This window comes from Marinomonas sp. GJ51-14 (assembly GCF_055808695.1).
The window spans coordinates 2,083,788-2,100,459 of sequence record NZ_CM147879.1 but is presented as its reverse complement, the minus strand read 5'-3'; the positions used below and the strand labels follow the sequence as shown (position 1 = coordinate 2,100,459).

Below are 16,672 nucleotides of genomic sequence, written 5' to 3'. Positions count from 1 at the left end.
TTACTGATTTTAATGAATTTTATTACTTTTTTCTTTGAACATATTCTTAGCTGAATACGATGAACCTATAAAATCTTAACCAGATCTCAATACAGTAGCATTTAACTTAGTCTGTATTAATTAACTCAGTACAGCGCTATTAACTCTGTATCATATTAATTAACTCTGTATCATATTAATCAACTCTGTATCATATCAATCAACTCTGTATCATATTAATCAACTCTGTATCATATCAATCAACTCTGTATCATATTAATCAACTCTGTATCATATTAATCAACTCTGTATCATATTAATCAACTCTGTATCATATTAATCAACTCTGTATCATATTAATCAACTCTGTATCATATCAATTAACTCTGTATCATATCCAGTTAATAAAAAACCTTTTATTGTAAATAAATCGTAAAGAATATTGACCAACAAGCCATATTAAATAAATACTATTTTAAAAAGTTTGGGCTTATTTTTTATGATTTTTGTTAATCCAATATTCACTGTACTATTCAGTGAAACAGAATTTGATATAGAACATATTTACATAGGAAATTTCTACAAAGATTTTTCTCATCTCAACACTAGCAAACAAGACGTTATACTTGAACGCACTCCATTTCTATTCAACGATAGATCAAATTATATTTTGCTTAACGATAACGATGAAACCTTAATGAATTCTATAAAATCATTAAAATTTAATTATAAAGTTTTATCGATAATAGTGACCAAAACAAATTTGTCTAAAAATGATTTGAAAGACACCTTTAAATTAATTGATGTAAAAAATAGATTTTACAAAGATCTAGAGAACAATATTAAAAACTTAATAGTTCATGGAAATTATGCATTAAACCATCTATGTAAATCAAAACAAAAACAATTGGGATACATAAATAAAAATCTTCTAAACCAAAAACTCTCATCTCAAACACTATCAAGAATCAATAAAGATATAGATTTAGATTTGTGCAAGAAAATAATCAATGAAAGAGATCTATTTGAAATAGAAGAAGGCAATTTAAAAGCAACATTAAAAAGAATAAAAGAAAAAAACCGCACAATTTTTCTATATGAAATAATATCGAATTCAATAGATTTAAAAATCAATAGCATTTACGATATCGATTTGATATCCGAATATATAATAAAAAATAATTTGACGAAACCATTTCACTACTCACTAATGAAAGATTTATTTTTTAAATTATCAGAAAAATTAAAATCACCTCCCCCTGCAAAATTTTTATTTCAATTAATTATAGACGTTGAAAATAAAAAAAATGAGGATATAGAAAACTATAATTTTTTCATCGATTCATGGGGTAAAAAAGAAGAAGAAAAAAACACCATTCTTAGTTATTTTTCAAATAAGATAGAGACTATTAATGAGCACTAGTAACTTCACTCAAGCATTAGGCCTAACCATTAATTACTGGGACGAGATCGGAATATGGAGTAAAAACAAGCCTATATTAAAAAAATTCTTAACATTTTGTTCTCCTCCGCCATGCATATTTATTCAAAAAGGACTGATAAATAAACTCATAAAATATCACCAAACAGATCTAATTTTATCTTTAGATGATCTAAACTTTTTACTTTCTATTATTGAAAAAACTTCTTACGTAAAAACCACTTCAGTCAATTTTGATGAAGGAGTAGACTACCCAATTTCTTTTGGCATCAACAAAATAATCAATACAAAACGCCATCTTGGGCATGAATTTTTAACCCGTTTTATTTCAAGGTTTATAGCAAACACCTACTCAAAACTAAAATTAATTAGCTATGAAGAAAATGACAGAAAGATCTATAATGCGATTTTAGCAACCCGTGAGCTTACTTTCACAAGCATAGTTAATGCAATGAAGTCTGAAAGTAAATTACCAGATACTACAAAAACCACTTTAAATAAAGATATTCAAAGATATCATGAATATATTAATACTACAATTTACTCTGTTGAAAATAGTTTTTGGAGAGAATTCGATTACCTTCCAATAAGTCCAAGTAAAAAGATATCTAAAAACGATAATGAAGAAACAAATAATAAAGCAAAGGTAATAACCAAAGACCCTTCTTCAACGTCAAAGACGAAAAGAAATAAAAAGCTTACAACTTCAGAAAATCATGTTCCTCGTCTTATATCAACAAAGAAAAAATCATGGAGCACGGCTAAAAAGGAGATCGAATCACATTTTGATTACTCTTCTCTATCGCTTCAGTCAGTACTTGGCTTTATAGCATTCGTTGATGAGAAAAAACCTGAACTAAATAATTTACTAATTTTGTGTTTTTTAACAGGTTTGACTCTTAAGAAAGCGCTTTCTGCTATACGTTCAAGCACTGATACAAAGACATTAAACATATTTATCTCTAATACCCCAACCGACTCAGATCTATGTTCAGAAATAAAATTAAAAATCGCTCCAAACAGCTTTTTACACCTTGATGAAAAGCAACTTACTATAGATCAAATAGTCGATAAAACTGCTGGTAAATTCGCTTATCTAACCAGACAATTTGCAGAATTCAACGGTGGAAACACGCTGCATTTTGATCGTATTGCATCCAACTCTAATCGCCTTCTGTCCCCCCACAGGGATGACATAAGAGTTCACTATTTACGAGGAAGAATAGGCTTTTCGATGAGTGCACCTTTTTCCTATATTTCTGTGACAAATGAAGAAATAGGTATACTTTATCAAGAACGCTTTGATTACTTATCAACGTGTTTAGAGGTACAAAACCATCATTCACTAGAACAACTCAAATGGGATTCAACGCTCGATCAGCAATTTTTAGGTACTAAACGTTTGCCTACAGTTCCTGCATCCAATTTTTTCAAAACCATACGTAATAAGTTTCATAAGACTCACACGAAATTTAACCAGTTTAAAACGGACCAACTTCGTATAGACCTAATTAATCTACAAGAAATATATACTTATTATTTAGAGCAAGTTTTATTTGCAAATCGACCGGATGGCGAGAAGTCGATAACAATTCTGTCCGATGTTCTTGTTCGAAAAGACAAGAATTCACTTAACTATATAGAGTACAAAGCCCTTCCCATTCCTGATACTTACACACAGCAAAGAAATGCTCTTAGCCGCCTTCGCACGGCTACATACAATCACTTTGATTATGTTGATATATCAGATGAACGAACGACCTGTATTTTACATTTTCTAGACAACGGAAACGATGTACCAACCCACTCTGCGCCAAATAGGCAGATTTTAGAAGTGTTGAAGTCATTCGATATAGAGGTCTTATCAGATTCAAACAATACATTGAGACATTCTTCCGGAAACGCTTTAAGACATGACCCAATCACATCAAGAGCCCTACTTGGACACAATGAAGATGGCTTTTACTATTCATCACCGGCTTCATCATCAAACATCACCGATATTCATAAAGATATATTGGCTTATCAAAACAATATTATTAAAGAGTTTGGTTTAAAGGTATTAAATTATGATTTCGATTGATGCATTGAACCGTTGGCCAAACTTAGAAAATGTTCGATTTGACGATGAAAAAAGCGCCACACTAGCTGAGATAGTCTTGGATGCTGTTGATAACAAAAAAAGTATTACCAATTCAACTCTAATGTTAATCAAGAAAAGTCTAACTAAACATCATGAGCTATCTGATGAGAGAAAGCTTACCCGAACTCATTTAAAAGCAGTCAACGATGTCATCTCAAAATTAGAAGCTGTAATTTCCTCCGTTGTTTTTTTTGATTTGATAGGTAAGACAGTCAGGCCAACTGTTATATCACCCGAGCCTGATCAATCTATCTTTCGAAAAATCATTGAAGAAATTGCTTCAAAATCTCCTGAAATCCTGAAATCAAGTGATCACATTGAAAGTGAAGCTCTTTATATTCTGTTATTAATAGATATTGCTATAACCACTGGGCTTCCACTTCAAAAAGCTGAGTTGTTTATTAAAGCACTTCTGAGAAGTCCCTTTGAAAAAACAATATTAATTCCATCAGGTGAACAAGGAAGGCCTGATAAATGTTTGTCTATCATTCCCTCCAATACAGCTCGCTTCCTGTGTGCTTGTTTGCGAAATAGACACTACACACCTATGAAAACTCATAAGTACGAGAGGCATATAATCTCTGTCATTAGTGAAAATACTGATACTGCAAGGGCAATCCCAAAAATTAAGATGAAGCATTTTTATTCTGCTGCCACTAATTTTTTTACTATGAATGGGACAGAAGCAATTCTGTACAGCAGACTATCTGGAAGAACGTTACCTGTATCTCCCCCTTGGGCTGATAAGCACGGCTCTATCATCGGAGAGCCATCTACACATATTAGCAATAGAAAGCGTAATAAAAAAACTCTTGCTCCAAGCGATAGGTTAACTACTGTTCACATAGAAAATCATTCGAGAGCTGATTCAGATGAAGCGTTAGATGACGATGAAATGCACAGACGATTCCTTGCTTGGCAAGAGGTTGCTTATTTCTACCTAGGATATTTAAGATATTGGATTAAGAGCCAAACACTAAGAGGAAAAAGTCATCAGATTGAAATAGCAGGACTGCTGTCAAGATTGACCTGCTCCCAAGCAGAAATTTTGTCTGAAAAAATTGCTAAAAGCACAAAGTGCAATCGCAGCTATGTTGTCGATTTAATTTACGGTATTCATGACAAAGCTCAGGAATCTCTCTATGCTGTTCGACCTAAAGAGCTTCCTTTGGCTAGAGGGTACCCTCTTAGTGATGAAGATAGAGCCTCTTGTGCTATAACCTTCATGTTTGCTTTTGCTTACAATGAACTCGTTGTAGTAAAGAACAAGTCGACCACAGTGTTAGCTAAACTCACCAGTCTATTCTCAAGAAGTCTTTTCGACTATGAACCCGCAATAGATATAGAAGATTGGGATGAAGAGGACTCAAGCCTATTTATACATGAAATATTAATCAATCCAGACTTATCAGCGAACACCAACCAAACAAGGCTTTCCCAATTTTCAACTTTGCTGAACTTTAATCGTTCTAAGCTAGATCTATGGAATGATACTTACTTTCCTATATCTCAAAGTGGTGAGCTCACTACTACGAACAGGCATCAAGTCCTTGGTCAGCAGGAGTTCAATCTTTTTATAGATGCGTTTAAATGTCACTCTAGTATTCAGTCTGATATCACTGTATCGACAGTAATTTTTAAAATCCTCTTTTATGCGGGGCTTCGCCCTGGGGAACTGTCACGACTAACACTGGGCGACATATCTGCTCACAGCGAGGAGGAAATTCTAATCAGAGTACGCAGATTTAAAACACCTGCCTCGAGACGTGCCATTCCGTTGCATCTATTAGCGCCACCAGAGGTTTGTTCAGAGGTCTTTGAATATATTTCTCAGCGCTTAAATCTATTCAGCAAACTAAAAATGACCAGAGCATTTGGCAAAGACAGGAAACCAAGTGAAGCAAGAAAAAGGCTATTGGAAATTGCTGAAGTTAACGATGAGCAGGCACAGTTTTTAAGGACATTTCCACTTTTTAGTAACGCTGAAAAGGTAACAAGAATCGCTCGTGAAGAAATGAAGTTGATTCTTGGTGAAGGAGCGGATTTATACTTGTTAAGACACAGCTATGCCACACATATGTTCTTACGTTGGTATGCGATGAGATACCCAGATGTCATTCATGAGTTACGAGACAGAAATGAATGGTTCTACTCAGATGAAGCCATGACATTACAGCGTCATATTTATCGTCATGGGAATTCAGTCAACCACTCAAAAGAAACTGACATGGTTCATCTTATGAAATCTATGGGGCATCGCTTTGTGGATACGTTTTTCGCAGTCTATTGCCATTCTTATTTTGTGGCCTATAACCACGCACAGAAGAAACTGGTGGCGCAACGTGGATGGGAGGATTTACCAGTGAGTACAGGTTTCATTCAAGCCAATTTTCCTAAAATGAAGTCACGAACGAGCGTTGCACAAATAAAAGATAAAACTTTAACTGGTGTGATTGATTTTTATAGAACACAACAGTAGTAAAATAGCTGATTACCTTATGTTTCGTATAACACAAAGAAACGCCACTTCAGCCTATCCTTGAAGTGGCGTTTTACTACTGCTCAAATGAATTTTCTACGATAGTTCAATTATATAACGCCGTTCTTTTTTTACTCCCTTGAAGCAATAAACTGCGCCATTACGTAATGACAAATAAGGTAGTTTTAGCTCTACGCTCAAGCATCCGCTCGCATCACAAATTTTAATGGGAGTTGTCTCACCATGAGTATCATTAGCTAACCCCTCAAGGCGATAACTTCCAATAAAAGCATTGTAAGACGGGATACTTTTCACAGATGGGTACAAACCAATTACATTATTAAGGTATGGCGGTTTGAAAAAAACCTGATTACCGTGTATCTCTAAATTCAGTCTCCCGAGAAGAAAACTGAGCCCTACCATCTCCTCTTGTTCATTTAAGCGGTTTATTTGTTCAGAGACCCAAGAACTAAAAGCCAATTCATCAACAACGCCCAAACCTGTGCCAAACTTTTCAACAACTTTTTTTAATTCATCGTCACTCAATGAGTGCAACAGATCAAACATAACATCCTGAACTGAACGGTGAATCAAAGGTAATTCACTCACAATATTGCTCATAATTCACCTCCATTCACTTCAAAACCGCTAGACATAAGAAGCGTTTCAAAAGCAGAACCGTCACGACGAGTCAGATTAGGCACATAACGTGAATAGACGGTAAATAGCATTTGAGTGGTGGTATGGCCCATTTGTCTTGCGATCCACTCAGGATTCTCCCCTGCTGCTAACCATAAAGTCGCAGCTGTATGTCGCGTTTGATAAGGTTTTCTCTTTTTGATACCGATTTTTTCAAGTGTTGGGTACCAAATACGCTGAGTTACATTACGATGTTCATAGCTGCCACCAGCACGATTACAAAACACGAATTTAGAATGCCCAAAGGAGACTTTCTTTTGTTCTAACAATGCCTCATACACAGGTGGAGACATTTCTACTTCACGACGTGATTCAAGTGTCTTAGTCGTATCAATACGCCCCTGCACGACGGTTTCTCTCACAAAAATTTGTCGGTTTTCAAAATCAACGTACTGCCATTGCAATCCATCTATTTCCCCAGTACGTAAACCAGTAAAAAAGCGCACTATGTAGTAATTACGAAAATCTGGACGTACATAGCGAATAATCTTCTTCACTTCATCCAGCGTAAAAGGCTCAATATCAATTCGAGGTACTTTTAGGGGTTTTAATCCGATAGCAGGCGACGTAAACTCATATCGGTCGGCGGCATCATCTAAAATCATTCTTAGTGGCGTCATAATGTGGTTAATCCTATCGTTAGAAAGCTCACTGTCCCCTGTTTCGTGGTTCACTTTGGCGAGAGATGCACGAAATTTCAGGATCATGGCTTTGGTTATGTTGCCGACTCTTTCTTCCCCAAAATACGGGACGAGACGGGTATCTAAAGTTCCTTTTATAGAAGTCCGGTAAGACCGTTTCCATCGTAAAACATTCTCTTCAAGCCACTCTTGTGAGAACTCAGAAAACAACGGCGTATCGGGTCGTTTTTGAACCTCAGTGACAACGTTATTAACCATCTCCTTTTTTACTTTCGGTACTTTTTTACTTCCCGGAAAGAACTTCTCATAATCGAACTCTCCGGTTTTAAGCGCTAATTCAATCTTCTTAACCGCCGCCTCCATACGCTTCATATTGGCAGGCGTATTTTCTAACTTGGTGTATTCCTTACAACGCTTACCTTGATACCGAAAATCAAAATAGAGCTTATCGTTTCTTGTTCCAACGCTAGCCACGGTAAACACCTCCTGAGGCCATTGGGATCAAATCATCCACTTCATTACTTTTAGCCGTTGTAAACATCTCAGCTTCAATCGGCTCCCAAACGTAAAGCACTTTGCGACCATTAAAAGGTCGTATGTAGTGCGTTCCCTCAATAAAGCTATTGTCTCTAAGAACGTCATTGATATATTTAGGGTGATACTTGATACGAACAGATAACTCTTTAGCCGTTAAATAAGTACTCATAAAAGTGACCTCCAATCACATTTGAAGAATATAAATGACACTATACATCATCTTTTGTGACTGGCAAGCACATTTATAGATTATTTTTCACTTTCTTGAATAACTCGGGCATAATCCATATACCGTAAAAGCGAGATAGAAATGATTAGATTCAAACTAAAAGAGCTCATAGCTCTAAAAGAGAGAGAAGAAGGGAGACGCATCGGTTTGCAAGAAATTGCAGATGCGACAGACATTCACAGAACCACCCTTTCAAAGCTTCAAAACCCTAATGGTTACAACACCAATACGGAGAATTTGGATAAACTTTGTACCTATTTTGGGTGTGAATTAAGTGATCTTGCAGAACATGTTGCTCTTGAAACAAAGTAATAAATACTTAGACGATTAGGTAGACCCCCAAGTGAACGCAGTTGAAATAGAAGAAGCCATCAGTGAGTTAGCCGAAAAACCATTTGAGGCTGGAAGCTTTCCCTATGAATTTTTAGCCGCTTTTGGCAATAAGGAAACCACCATTAAACGCCTAAAAAGTGGTGTTACAAATGCTTCAGACTTCGAAGATGGTGTGTTGCAGCGTAATCATATTCATATTCTTGTATGTGATGAAAATACCGTAACAGAGTCACTAGAAAAGCTAAAAAACAGTAAAGCCACCACTAAAGCAAAAGCGAAATTCATACTCTCCACTGATGGTATAAATCTAGAAGCAGAAGAAATTACCTCCGGCGAAACCATTGCCTGCTCTTATGCCAAATTTTCAGATCACTTTGGTTTTTTTCTACCTCTGGCAGGTATTTCGACTGTTAAGCAAATTCGCGAAAGCGCCTTTGATATAAAAGCTACTGGTCGTCTAAATAAGCTCTATATTGAGCTGCTGAAAAACAACCCAGAATGGGGAACCGAAAAACGCCGCCACGATATGAATCATTTTATGGCACGTTTGATCTTCTGCTTTTTCTCGGAAGACACGCAAATCTTCAATGGCGATGATTTATTTACTGCCACCATTTCCCAAATGAGTGCGTCAGACTCGTCCAATACCCATGAGGTGATTAGCGAAATCTTTCGCGCTATGAACACCAAAATAGACCTCAGAGAGAAAGAAGGTATTCGTTCTTGGGCAAATGGTTTTCCTTATGTAAATGGGGGGCTATTCTCTGGCAGTGTCGATGTCCCTAAATTTACCAAGATTGCTCGATCATACCTTTTACATGTTGGTAACCTTGACTGGAAGCAAATCAACCCCGATATATTTGGCTCAATGATACAAGCGGTTGCTGATGACGATGAACGTGGTTCTTTAGGAATGCACTACACCAGTGTACCAAACATCTTAAAGGTACTTAATCCTCTGTTTTTAGATGACCTAAGAGCACAATTGGACGAAGCTGACGACAATCCAAGAAAACTCTTAAACCTACGTAAACGAATTTCTACTATTCGTGTGTTTGACCCAGCATGTGGCTCGGGCAACTTCCTTGTGATTGCCTACAAACAAATGCGAGAGATTGAAGCTGAAATCAATAAACGACGTGGTGAAGCGGACAGCCCAACAAGTATTCACATCACTAATTTTCGTGGCATTGAAATCAATGACTTTCCTGCTGAAATTGCTCGTCTTGCTTTAATCATCGCCGAATACCAATGTGATGTTCTCTACCGTGGTCAAAAACTCGCTTTGATGACGTTTCTACCACTTGATTCAGAAAACTGGATAGTCTGTGGTAACGCGCTTGAAATGGATTGGTTATCTGTTTGCCCTGCAACTGGTACTAAAGTTTATATTAATGGAGATGATTTATTTTCCATAAGCGAAGAGCAATCTCATGTTGATTTTAAAAACGAAGGTGGTGAAACTTATATTTGCGGTAATCCTCCTTATTTAGGTAGCAAGCGACAATCAAATAAACAAAAACATGATTTAGCAAACGTGACGAGTCATCTATCTAAAAACTGGAAGTCATTAGACTATGTCTCGGGATGGTTCATAAAAGCTATGCAATATGGCCTTAAAACAAAGACGTCATCAGCTTTCGTTGCAACTAACTCAATTTGTCAGGGGCAGCAAGTACCTATTTTATGGCCCTTAATTCTTGAAAATGGATTTGATATTAGCTTTGCTCATTTATCATTTAAATGGACAAATCTTGCTAAACAAAATGCGGGTGTGACGGTAATAATTGTTGGCATTAGTAATATTCCAAGAAAAGAAAAGAAAATATTTTCCATAGATCGCAATAACGACACAAAAGAAAAAACAGTTGAAAATATTAGCCCATATTTGATTAATAGTAGTAATACTATCGTAACACCACTCACTAAAAACATTTCAGGATTACCAGATATGTTTAGAGGCAATTCCCCAACTGATGGGGGCAACTTAATTTTTGAGAAGCATGAGCTAGCTGATTTAAATTTATCAAGCCTTAACGCTAAAAAATTTATCAAAGTTTTTATAGGCTCAAGAGAAATTATTTCAGGTCAAAAAAGATACTGTATATGGATTGAAGATCATAAAGTAAAAGAAGCTTTAGCAATTAGCTCGATTAAAGATAGAGTAGAGAAAGTAAAAGAGTTTAGGTTATCAAGTAATAAAAAAGCTACTGTGAATGCCGCTTCATGGTCTTATAGGTTTGATGAGCGTAAGCCCATTCCTCAAAAAAATATAATTGTAATTCCAGTTATTAGTTCTGAAAATAGACATTATTTGCCAGTAGATATTATGCCTTCAGGTACTATTATTTCCAATAAAGCATTTTCTATAGAGTTAGATGATGTATGGGTTTTCTCTCTAATCTGCTCTCGGCTAAATATCTGTTGGGTAGGTGCTGTTTGTGCCAGAATGAGAACTGATTATTCTTATACTAATACTGTTGGCTGGAATACTTTTCCAGTACCTACACTTACCGAAAAAAACAAAAAAGATTTAACTCGCTGTGCCGAAGACATTCTGCTCGCCCGTGAAGCCCATTTCCCCGCAACGATTGCAGATTTATACGATCCAGAGAAGATGCCTGAAAACTTACGACGTGCCCATGATCGTAACGACGAGATATTAGAACGCATTTATATTGGTCGACGATTCAAAAACGACACTGAACGCCTTGAAAGGCTATTTGAGCTCTATACCAAAATGACCGGCAAACTGTACAAAAGCAAAGCCATGAAAAAGGACGCTTAACTATGACGGACAAGAAAGACATTCCTTCTGTAACAGTAAATTACGCACAAAATGGCAATTCTAAGAAGTCTAATGAGTTAGGCATGCGCTCCATGCAAGAGCGTGCTTATGAAAAGCGTGGTGAACAATATTTATTAATTAAATCGCCACCTGCTTCAGGAAAAAGCCGGGCTTTGATGTTTGTCGCTTTAGATAAGCTAAATAATCAAGGTATTAAAAAAGTTATTGTAGCAGTCCCTGAAAAATCCATTGGTGCTAGCTTTAATGATGAAGCTTTATCTGAATATGGTTTTTATTGGGATTGGCAAGTCATCCCTAAATGGAATTTGTGCAATGCGCCGGGAGAAGATGGCAAAAAGGCTAACTCTGTAAAGACATTTATAGATAGCCAAGATCAAATATTGATTTGCACTCATGCGACTTTTCGCTCTGCAATCAAGCATTTTGGCGTAGAGGCTTTTGACGATTGCTTAATCGCTATTGATGAATTCCACCATGTGAGCGCCGACCCAGATAACAAACTTGGCAATCAGCTCGGTCAGCTCATCGCTCGTGACAAAGCGCATATTCTTGCGATGACAGGTTCTTACTTTCGAGGGGATGCTGTTGCCGTACTTTCACCAGACGATGAAGCCAATTTTGACACCGTCACTTACACCTACTACGAACAGTTAAATGGTTATGAATATCTTAAAACGCTGAACATTGGTTACTATTTTTACTCCGAATCGTATGTGAACGATTTACTCAGCGTATTAGATTTGAACGAAAAAACCATAATCCATATTCCAAATGTTAACTCTCGGGAAAGTACTCGACGTGGCAAAGTAGCTGAAGTAGAAGACATCATTAGCCAAATTGGCGAATGGCAAGGCATTGATCCTGATACGGGATTTCAATTAGTTAAAGCATTATCAGGTAAAATAATTAAAATTGCTGACCTTGTTGATGACTCCTCAAAACGTGATCTTGTTTCAGCCGCATTGAAGCGGCCAGAAGCGAAACATGACAGAGACTTTGTGGATATTATTATTGCATTAGGTATGGCAAAAGAAGGGTTTGACTGGATTTGGTGTGAACACGCTTTAACCGTTGGTTATCGAGCAAGCTTGACAGAAATTATTCAGATTATCGGACGAACCACTCGTGATGCTCTAGGTAAAACACACGCGCGTTTCACTAACTTAATTGCAGAACCTGATGCCTCTCAGGAAGCAGTGACCGATGCAGTAAACGATACACTAAAAGCCATTGCCGCCAGTTTATTAATGGAACAAGTGTTAGCGCCTCGTTTTAATTTCACGGCTAAGAACCCTCAAAATGAAGCAAAGTCTGGCTACGACTACGGTGAAGCGGGTTATGATCCAGCAGGGAATAATGTGGGGTTTAATCAAGAAACAGGCCAGTTCAATATTGAGATTAATGGGTTGGTCGAACCAAAAAGTGACAATGCTAAGCGTATCTGTGAAGAAGACATTAACGAGGTAATTACGAGTTTTATTCAAGATAAGACCGTTCTAGAAAGAGGCGTCTTTGATGATGAAGTCGTCCCAGAAGAGTTAACTCAGGCTCGAATGGGCAAAATTGTTAAAGAAAAATACCCAGAGCTTGATGAGGATGACCAAGAAGCGATTCGTCAACACGCCATCGCTGCACTCAATATAACTCAACAAGCGAAAGAAGTGCTCAATACTTACCAAGAAAATGAAAAGGTAGGCAGTACGGCGTTTATCGATGGTGTTAGGCGCTTTGCCGATGTACGCGATTTAGACATGGACTTAATTGACAGTATTAACCCATTTAAAGAAGCTTATAATATTTTAGCGAAAGCCATGAATGAAGAAAGCTTGTTAGCAGTAAAAGCGATCATCACAGGTAAACGAGTTAACTTAACTCCTGAAGAAGCTAGAGATTTAGCCCTTAGAGCATTAAAATTCAAGAAAGAGCGAGGTCGTTTGCCCTCACTTAACGCCGCTGATCCTTGGGAACAAAGAATGGCCGAAGGCATTGCTTATTTGGCACGAATGAAAGCAGAGGCTAACAATGGCTAAATCAAAATTTACCGATGAAGATGACCTACTCTTAGCTGAACTTGGTGTTGAAATTGAAGTTAAAAAAGCACCTAAGAGAACCGCAAAAGAAGAACGAGTTATTGCTGGCTTTGAAGAAATTCAACGTTTTTTTGAAGAAAATAGCCGCCCTCCTTTACACGGTGAAGATAGAGATATTTTCGAAAGAATCTATGCAACAAGGCTGGATAGTATTAGAGCTAACAAAGAAGCGGTTACGCTTATTCAAGATATGGATCATCAAGGGCTACTTGTTGCAGATAATCAAGTAACCGAAACTCAAGCAACCTACGACACGGATGATGAATTACTAGAGGCTCTTGGGGTAATGCCACCTAAAGAAGGTGATGTCACTTTACTAAAGCATGTTAAAACGAGAGCAGAAGTAAGAGCTGCTGAAGAAATCGCTACACGAACGCTTTGTGAAGACTTTGAAACCTTTGAGCCTATGTTCGAGCTTATACAAAAAGAGCTTAAGGCCGGCTTACGTGACTCTTTACTGATACCTAAAAATGTTCAAAAGCTGCCTGAAGTAAAGCAAGGTGATTGGTTCATTTTATTTGGACAAAAAGCGTATATCGCAAGCTTCAGTAAAGAAAAAAAGTTTGGCTATGATAATAATGATTATAGATTGAGAGTTATCTACGACAATAAAACAGAAAGTGATCTATTACTACGATCTTTGCAAAAAGCATTAGAACGTGACGAAGGAAGTCGAAGAATTATTGATCATGGCGCTGGACCACTCTTTTCTAATGCTCAGGAAGACGGTGATTTGGAAAGTGGCACTATTTATGTTCTTCAGAGCCTCTCTGAATTCCCTTACATCAAAGATAATCGCCAAGTGATCCACAAGATAGGGGTTACTAGCGGGAAAGTAGAGCGACGCATATCCAGTGCTAAAGAGGACCCTACCTTTTTAATGGCCGAGGTTGAGATTGTTGCAGAATATCAGCTTTTTAACATTAATAGGACCAAACTAGAGGCATTACTTCATCGTTTTTTCGAAGATGCGAAGCTAAGCGTTACTATCACTGACCGTTTTGGCAAACCCATTATTCCAAGAGAGTGGTTTTTGGTTCCTTTATCAGTGATTGATGAGGTTGTGGAGAAGCTAAAAGATGGGTCACTAACGGATTATCGCTATGATACAAAAAGCGCAAAGGTGGTAGAAATCTAAAGAAGTGGTCTCATCATAAGGAACGTACCGCCAATATGCTCTTTATGATGCCACCAATTGCATTCTCTAAAGGAAGAAGTAGATGTTTCTAAGGAAAGATAAAAAACAAAATCCGCGTTTTGAAAATGTTATCCGACGTGCTAATGAACTACTCGAAAACAAAAATCTCGATGGCTTAAAAGATCTAATCAAACTTTGTCTACGCCCTATTCAGTCTAATCACCTTTTGTCTGCTTACATCGAAGATGACCATGAAGGTGTCGAGTCACTTCTTTGGAGGGACTCTCTAGGTTTTTTAGCGCCGATTAGAATTACACTGAATGATGGCACAATGATAACGAAAACCTTTAGTGAGTGGTGCTGGTCAGAGTATTGTCTTATAAACAACAAGCAAGCTATTCCATCATTGTCTTTAACAACCGATATCGTATTACCTACTCCTTGGGAGCCGAGCCGAATTATTAGAAATTTAGGTTCAATTGGTGAAAACCGAAAGCAGGGTAAGTTTATTCAAGAACCAAATCATAGCGTGATTTATCAATATCCTTTAATGATTGGCTGGGTTACTGGCGGTAATCACTCAATAATGCAAGGTATATTAACCGGCGGATATATTAAGCCTGATGAATTACATGATATTTCAATTCTACTTGATGCAGTTAGTTACAATGGAAAAAACTGGATTGAGAATAATAAAGGAAAAGCCATTGGCCAACCTCTATACGAAGAATTCGGTTATTGCTGGGAGATAGCTAAAAAAATCGCCCTTTTAGAAACATCACCATATAAAAAATATCTATCACAGAGAAAGGAGTAGCTGTATGGCACTTTATCACATAGGAGACAACACACTTACTCCAATCAGAAAAACAGCTTTCGAACAGGAAGCATTAAGAGAGCGTCAAGATATACAGCGACTTCTTAAAGAAAATATTGAAGTATTAGAAGATGACTTACTAGTCATTTCAGAAGAGTATGGAGAATTCGAAGAATCGCGCCGACGCATAGATCTTCTAGCAGTTGATAGCGATGCCAACCTAGTTGTAATAGAAATCAAACGCACTTCTGATGGCGGTCATATGGAGCTTCAAGCTATTCGTTACGCTGCAATGATTGCAAATATGACGTGGGAGAATGCCATTGATGCGTACGACCAATATTTGGACTCTATAGAAGATGCAGAAACGAAGTTACTCGACTTTCTAAAGTGGGATGAGCCTAAAAGGGATGAATTCGCGAACCGTATTCGCATTATTTTAACCTCTGCGGATTTTTCAAAAGAGATTACAACATCAGTTCTATGGCTGAATCAAATGGACCTTGATATTACCTGCATACGACTTGAACTTTTTAAGCTAAATAATGAGCTCATCATAAACTCTCAACAGATCATTCCGTTACCAGAAACTGAAAGCTATCAAATAGCAGTTAGAGAGAAACGTAGAGAAATACAAGCTGCCAAAGAATCAAATAAAGACAGATCCACTTATACACTGCTGATGAATAATGAAGTGTATGAAGAAGGGTTTAAAAAATCTGATCTAGGTTACATAGCTGTTACGGCATTAAACGAATACGGCTTGCTTGATCAAGCTGCATTCGAATTTTTAAGAGCTGATAAGTCCTGTAGTTTTCAGTTGCTTAAAACTTTAGATGAAATAACAGACAATGAAAAAAAATATTCTAAGTACCGCTATAAAAAACAGCCCGAAATTATCTTCAACAACGAAGGCTACTTTGTAGCACGAAATTGGGGAGTTCTTCACGTAGATGGATTTATTGAAAAACTTGCGAATCAATTCAAAATATTAAAAATATTACAGGATTAAGAACGCTAAAAATTAAACTAGCTTAAAGGGTAAAGGTCACTAAAAAGCAGCAAAAAAACAAAGATGGGATCAAAGTGGTATCAATCTGGTCCCTTTTTGGTCCCAATTCAGATACAAAAAAGCCGAACACTGGGTTCGGCTTTCGTAACTTACTGAGTAGTAAGTATAAATTTTGGTAGGACTAGGCGAATTCGAATCGCCGACCTCTACCATGTCAAGGTAGCGCTCTAACCAACTGAGCTATAGTCCTAAAAGTGTTGGCTATTATACGCAGGGGGTTGGTTTTGACAAGCCCTCGCCTGTACTTTTTGAAGCCTTTATTTCA

Annotated in this window: 12 protein-coding genes and 1 tRNA gene; 9 read left to right on the top strand and 4 right to left on the bottom strand. The window is 37.1% G+C overall.

The window, feature by feature from the left end:
- Positions 1-478: 478 nt before the first annotated feature.
- The 3 genes from AC0L3Y_RS10115 to AC0L3Y_RS10105 are packed head-to-tail and all read left to right on the top strand — an operon-like array spanning position 479 to position 6,042.
- A complete protein-coding gene (locus tag AC0L3Y_RS10115; RefSeq protein WP_473461826.1) occupies positions 479-1,402 on the top strand; it encodes a hypothetical protein in 924 nt (307 codons plus the stop codon).
- Positions 1,392-3,503: a hypothetical protein gene (locus tag AC0L3Y_RS10110; protein WP_473461824.1), complete on the top strand. Its 2,112-nt coding sequence runs from the start codon at positions 1,392-1,394 to the stop codon at positions 3,501-3,503. The genes AC0L3Y_RS10115 and AC0L3Y_RS10110 overlap by 11 nt, the downstream gene beginning before the upstream one ends.
- Positions 3,490-6,042, top strand: a complete 2,553-nt coding sequence (locus AC0L3Y_RS10105) for a site-specific integrase (protein WP_473461821.1) — start codon at positions 3,490-3,492, stop codon at positions 6,040-6,042. Before AC0L3Y_RS10110 ends, AC0L3Y_RS10105 begins: the two co-directional genes overlap by 14 nt.
- A gap of 96 nt (positions 6,043-6,138) precedes the next feature.
- On the opposite strand, the gene AC0L3Y_RS10100 is transcribed toward AC0L3Y_RS10105, so the two are convergent.
- From AC0L3Y_RS10100 to AC0L3Y_RS10090, 3 genes are read right to left on the bottom strand one after another with little or no spacing between them, the layout of a single operon-like run.
- Positions 6,139-6,663: a hypothetical protein gene (locus AC0L3Y_RS10100; protein ID WP_473461815.1), complete on the bottom strand. Its 525-nt coding sequence runs from the start codon at positions 6,661-6,663 to the stop codon at positions 6,139-6,141.
- A complete protein-coding gene (locus tag AC0L3Y_RS10095; protein WP_473461812.1) occupies positions 6,660-7,856 on the bottom strand; it encodes an Arm DNA-binding domain-containing protein in 1,197 nt (398 codons plus the stop codon). Before AC0L3Y_RS10095 ends, AC0L3Y_RS10100 begins: the two co-directional genes overlap by 4 nt.
- On the bottom strand, positions 7,849-8,088 hold the full coding sequence (locus AC0L3Y_RS10090; protein WP_024025214.1) for a hypothetical protein: 240 nt from the start codon (positions 8,086-8,088) through the stop codon (positions 7,849-7,851). Before AC0L3Y_RS10090 ends, AC0L3Y_RS10095 begins: the two co-directional genes overlap by 8 nt.
- 141 nt (positions 8,089-8,229) lie before the next feature.
- Between AC0L3Y_RS10090 and AC0L3Y_RS10085 the strand changes: the two genes are divergently transcribed.
- The 6 genes from AC0L3Y_RS10085 (at position 8,230) to AC0L3Y_RS10060 (ending at position 16,347) form a co-directional block, all read left to right on the top strand.
- Entirely contained in the window at positions 8,230-8,460 is a 231-nt protein-coding gene (locus AC0L3Y_RS10085; protein ID WP_473461808.1) for a helix-turn-helix domain-containing protein, read from the top strand.
- A 31-nt stretch (positions 8,461-8,491) separates the two neighbouring features.
- Entirely contained in the window at positions 8,492-11,269 is a 2,778-nt protein-coding gene (locus tag AC0L3Y_RS10080) for a class I SAM-dependent DNA methyltransferase (RefSeq protein ID WP_473461805.1), read from the top strand.
- Positions 11,270-11,271: 2 nt separating this feature from the next.
- The gene (locus AC0L3Y_RS10075) at positions 11,272-13,320 is read left to right on the top strand and encodes a DEAD/DEAH box helicase (RefSeq protein ID WP_473461800.1); all 2,049 of its coding nucleotides are present in this window, start codon (positions 11,272-11,274) and stop codon (positions 13,318-13,320) included.
- The gene (locus AC0L3Y_RS10070; RefSeq protein ID WP_473461797.1) at positions 13,313-14,518 is read left to right on the top strand and encodes a GIY-YIG nuclease family protein; all 1,206 of its coding nucleotides are present in this window, start codon (positions 13,313-13,315) and stop codon (positions 14,516-14,518) included. Before AC0L3Y_RS10075 ends, AC0L3Y_RS10070 begins: the two co-directional genes overlap by 8 nt.
- Positions 14,519-14,600: 82 nt before the next feature.
- Positions 14,601-15,335, top strand: a complete 735-nt coding sequence (locus AC0L3Y_RS10065; protein ID WP_473461794.1) for a DUF6710 family protein — start codon at positions 14,601-14,603, stop codon at positions 15,333-15,335.
- A gap of 4 nt (positions 15,336-15,339) precedes the next feature.
- Positions 15,340-16,347, top strand: coding sequence for a hypothetical protein (locus tag AC0L3Y_RS10060; RefSeq protein ID WP_473461790.1), 1,008 nt, complete (start codon positions 15,340-15,342; stop codon positions 16,345-16,347).
- Between the two features lie 173 nt (positions 16,348-16,520).
- On the opposite strand, the gene AC0L3Y_RS10055 is transcribed toward AC0L3Y_RS10060, so the two are convergent.
- Positions 16,521-16,597 (bottom strand) — tRNA-Val (locus AC0L3Y_RS10055).
- Between the last annotated feature and the right edge of the window lie 75 nt (positions 16,598-16,672).

Excerpts from the sequence above, each read along its gene's own strand:
- AC0L3Y_RS10115 (WP_473461826.1), top strand. The coding sequence starts at position 479 with ATGATTTTTGTTAATCCAATATTCACTGTACTATTCAGTGAAACAGAA.
- AC0L3Y_RS10110 (WP_473461824.1), top strand. The coding sequence starts at position 1,392 with ATGAGCACTAGTAACTTCACTCAAGCATTAGGCCTAACCATTAATTAC.
- AC0L3Y_RS10105 (WP_473461821.1), top strand. The coding sequence starts at position 3,490 with ATGATTTCGATTGATGCATTGAACCGTTGGCCAAACTTAGAAAATGTT.
- AC0L3Y_RS10100 (WP_473461815.1), bottom strand. The coding sequence starts at position 6,663 with ATGAGCAATATTGTGAGTGAATTACCTTTGATTCACCGTTCAGTTCAG.
- AC0L3Y_RS10090 (WP_024025214.1), bottom strand. The coding sequence starts at position 8,088 with ATGAGTACTTATTTAACGGCTAAAGAGTTATCTGTTCGTATCAAGTAT.
- AC0L3Y_RS10085 (WP_473461808.1), top strand. The coding sequence starts at position 8,230 with ATGATTAGATTCAAACTAAAAGAGCTCATAGCTCTAAAAGAGAGAGAA.
- AC0L3Y_RS10075 (WP_473461800.1), top strand. The coding sequence starts at position 11,272 with ATGACGGACAAGAAAGACATTCCTTCTGTAACAGTAAATTACGCACAA.
- AC0L3Y_RS10070 (WP_473461797.1), top strand. The coding sequence starts at position 13,313 with ATGGCTAAATCAAAATTTACCGATGAAGATGACCTACTCTTAGCTGAA.
- AC0L3Y_RS10065 (WP_473461794.1), top strand. The coding sequence starts at position 14,601 with ATGTTTCTAAGGAAAGATAAAAAACAAAATCCGCGTTTTGAAAATGTT.
- AC0L3Y_RS10060 (WP_473461790.1), top strand. The coding sequence starts at position 15,340 with ATGGCACTTTATCACATAGGAGACAACACACTTACTCCAATCAGAAAA.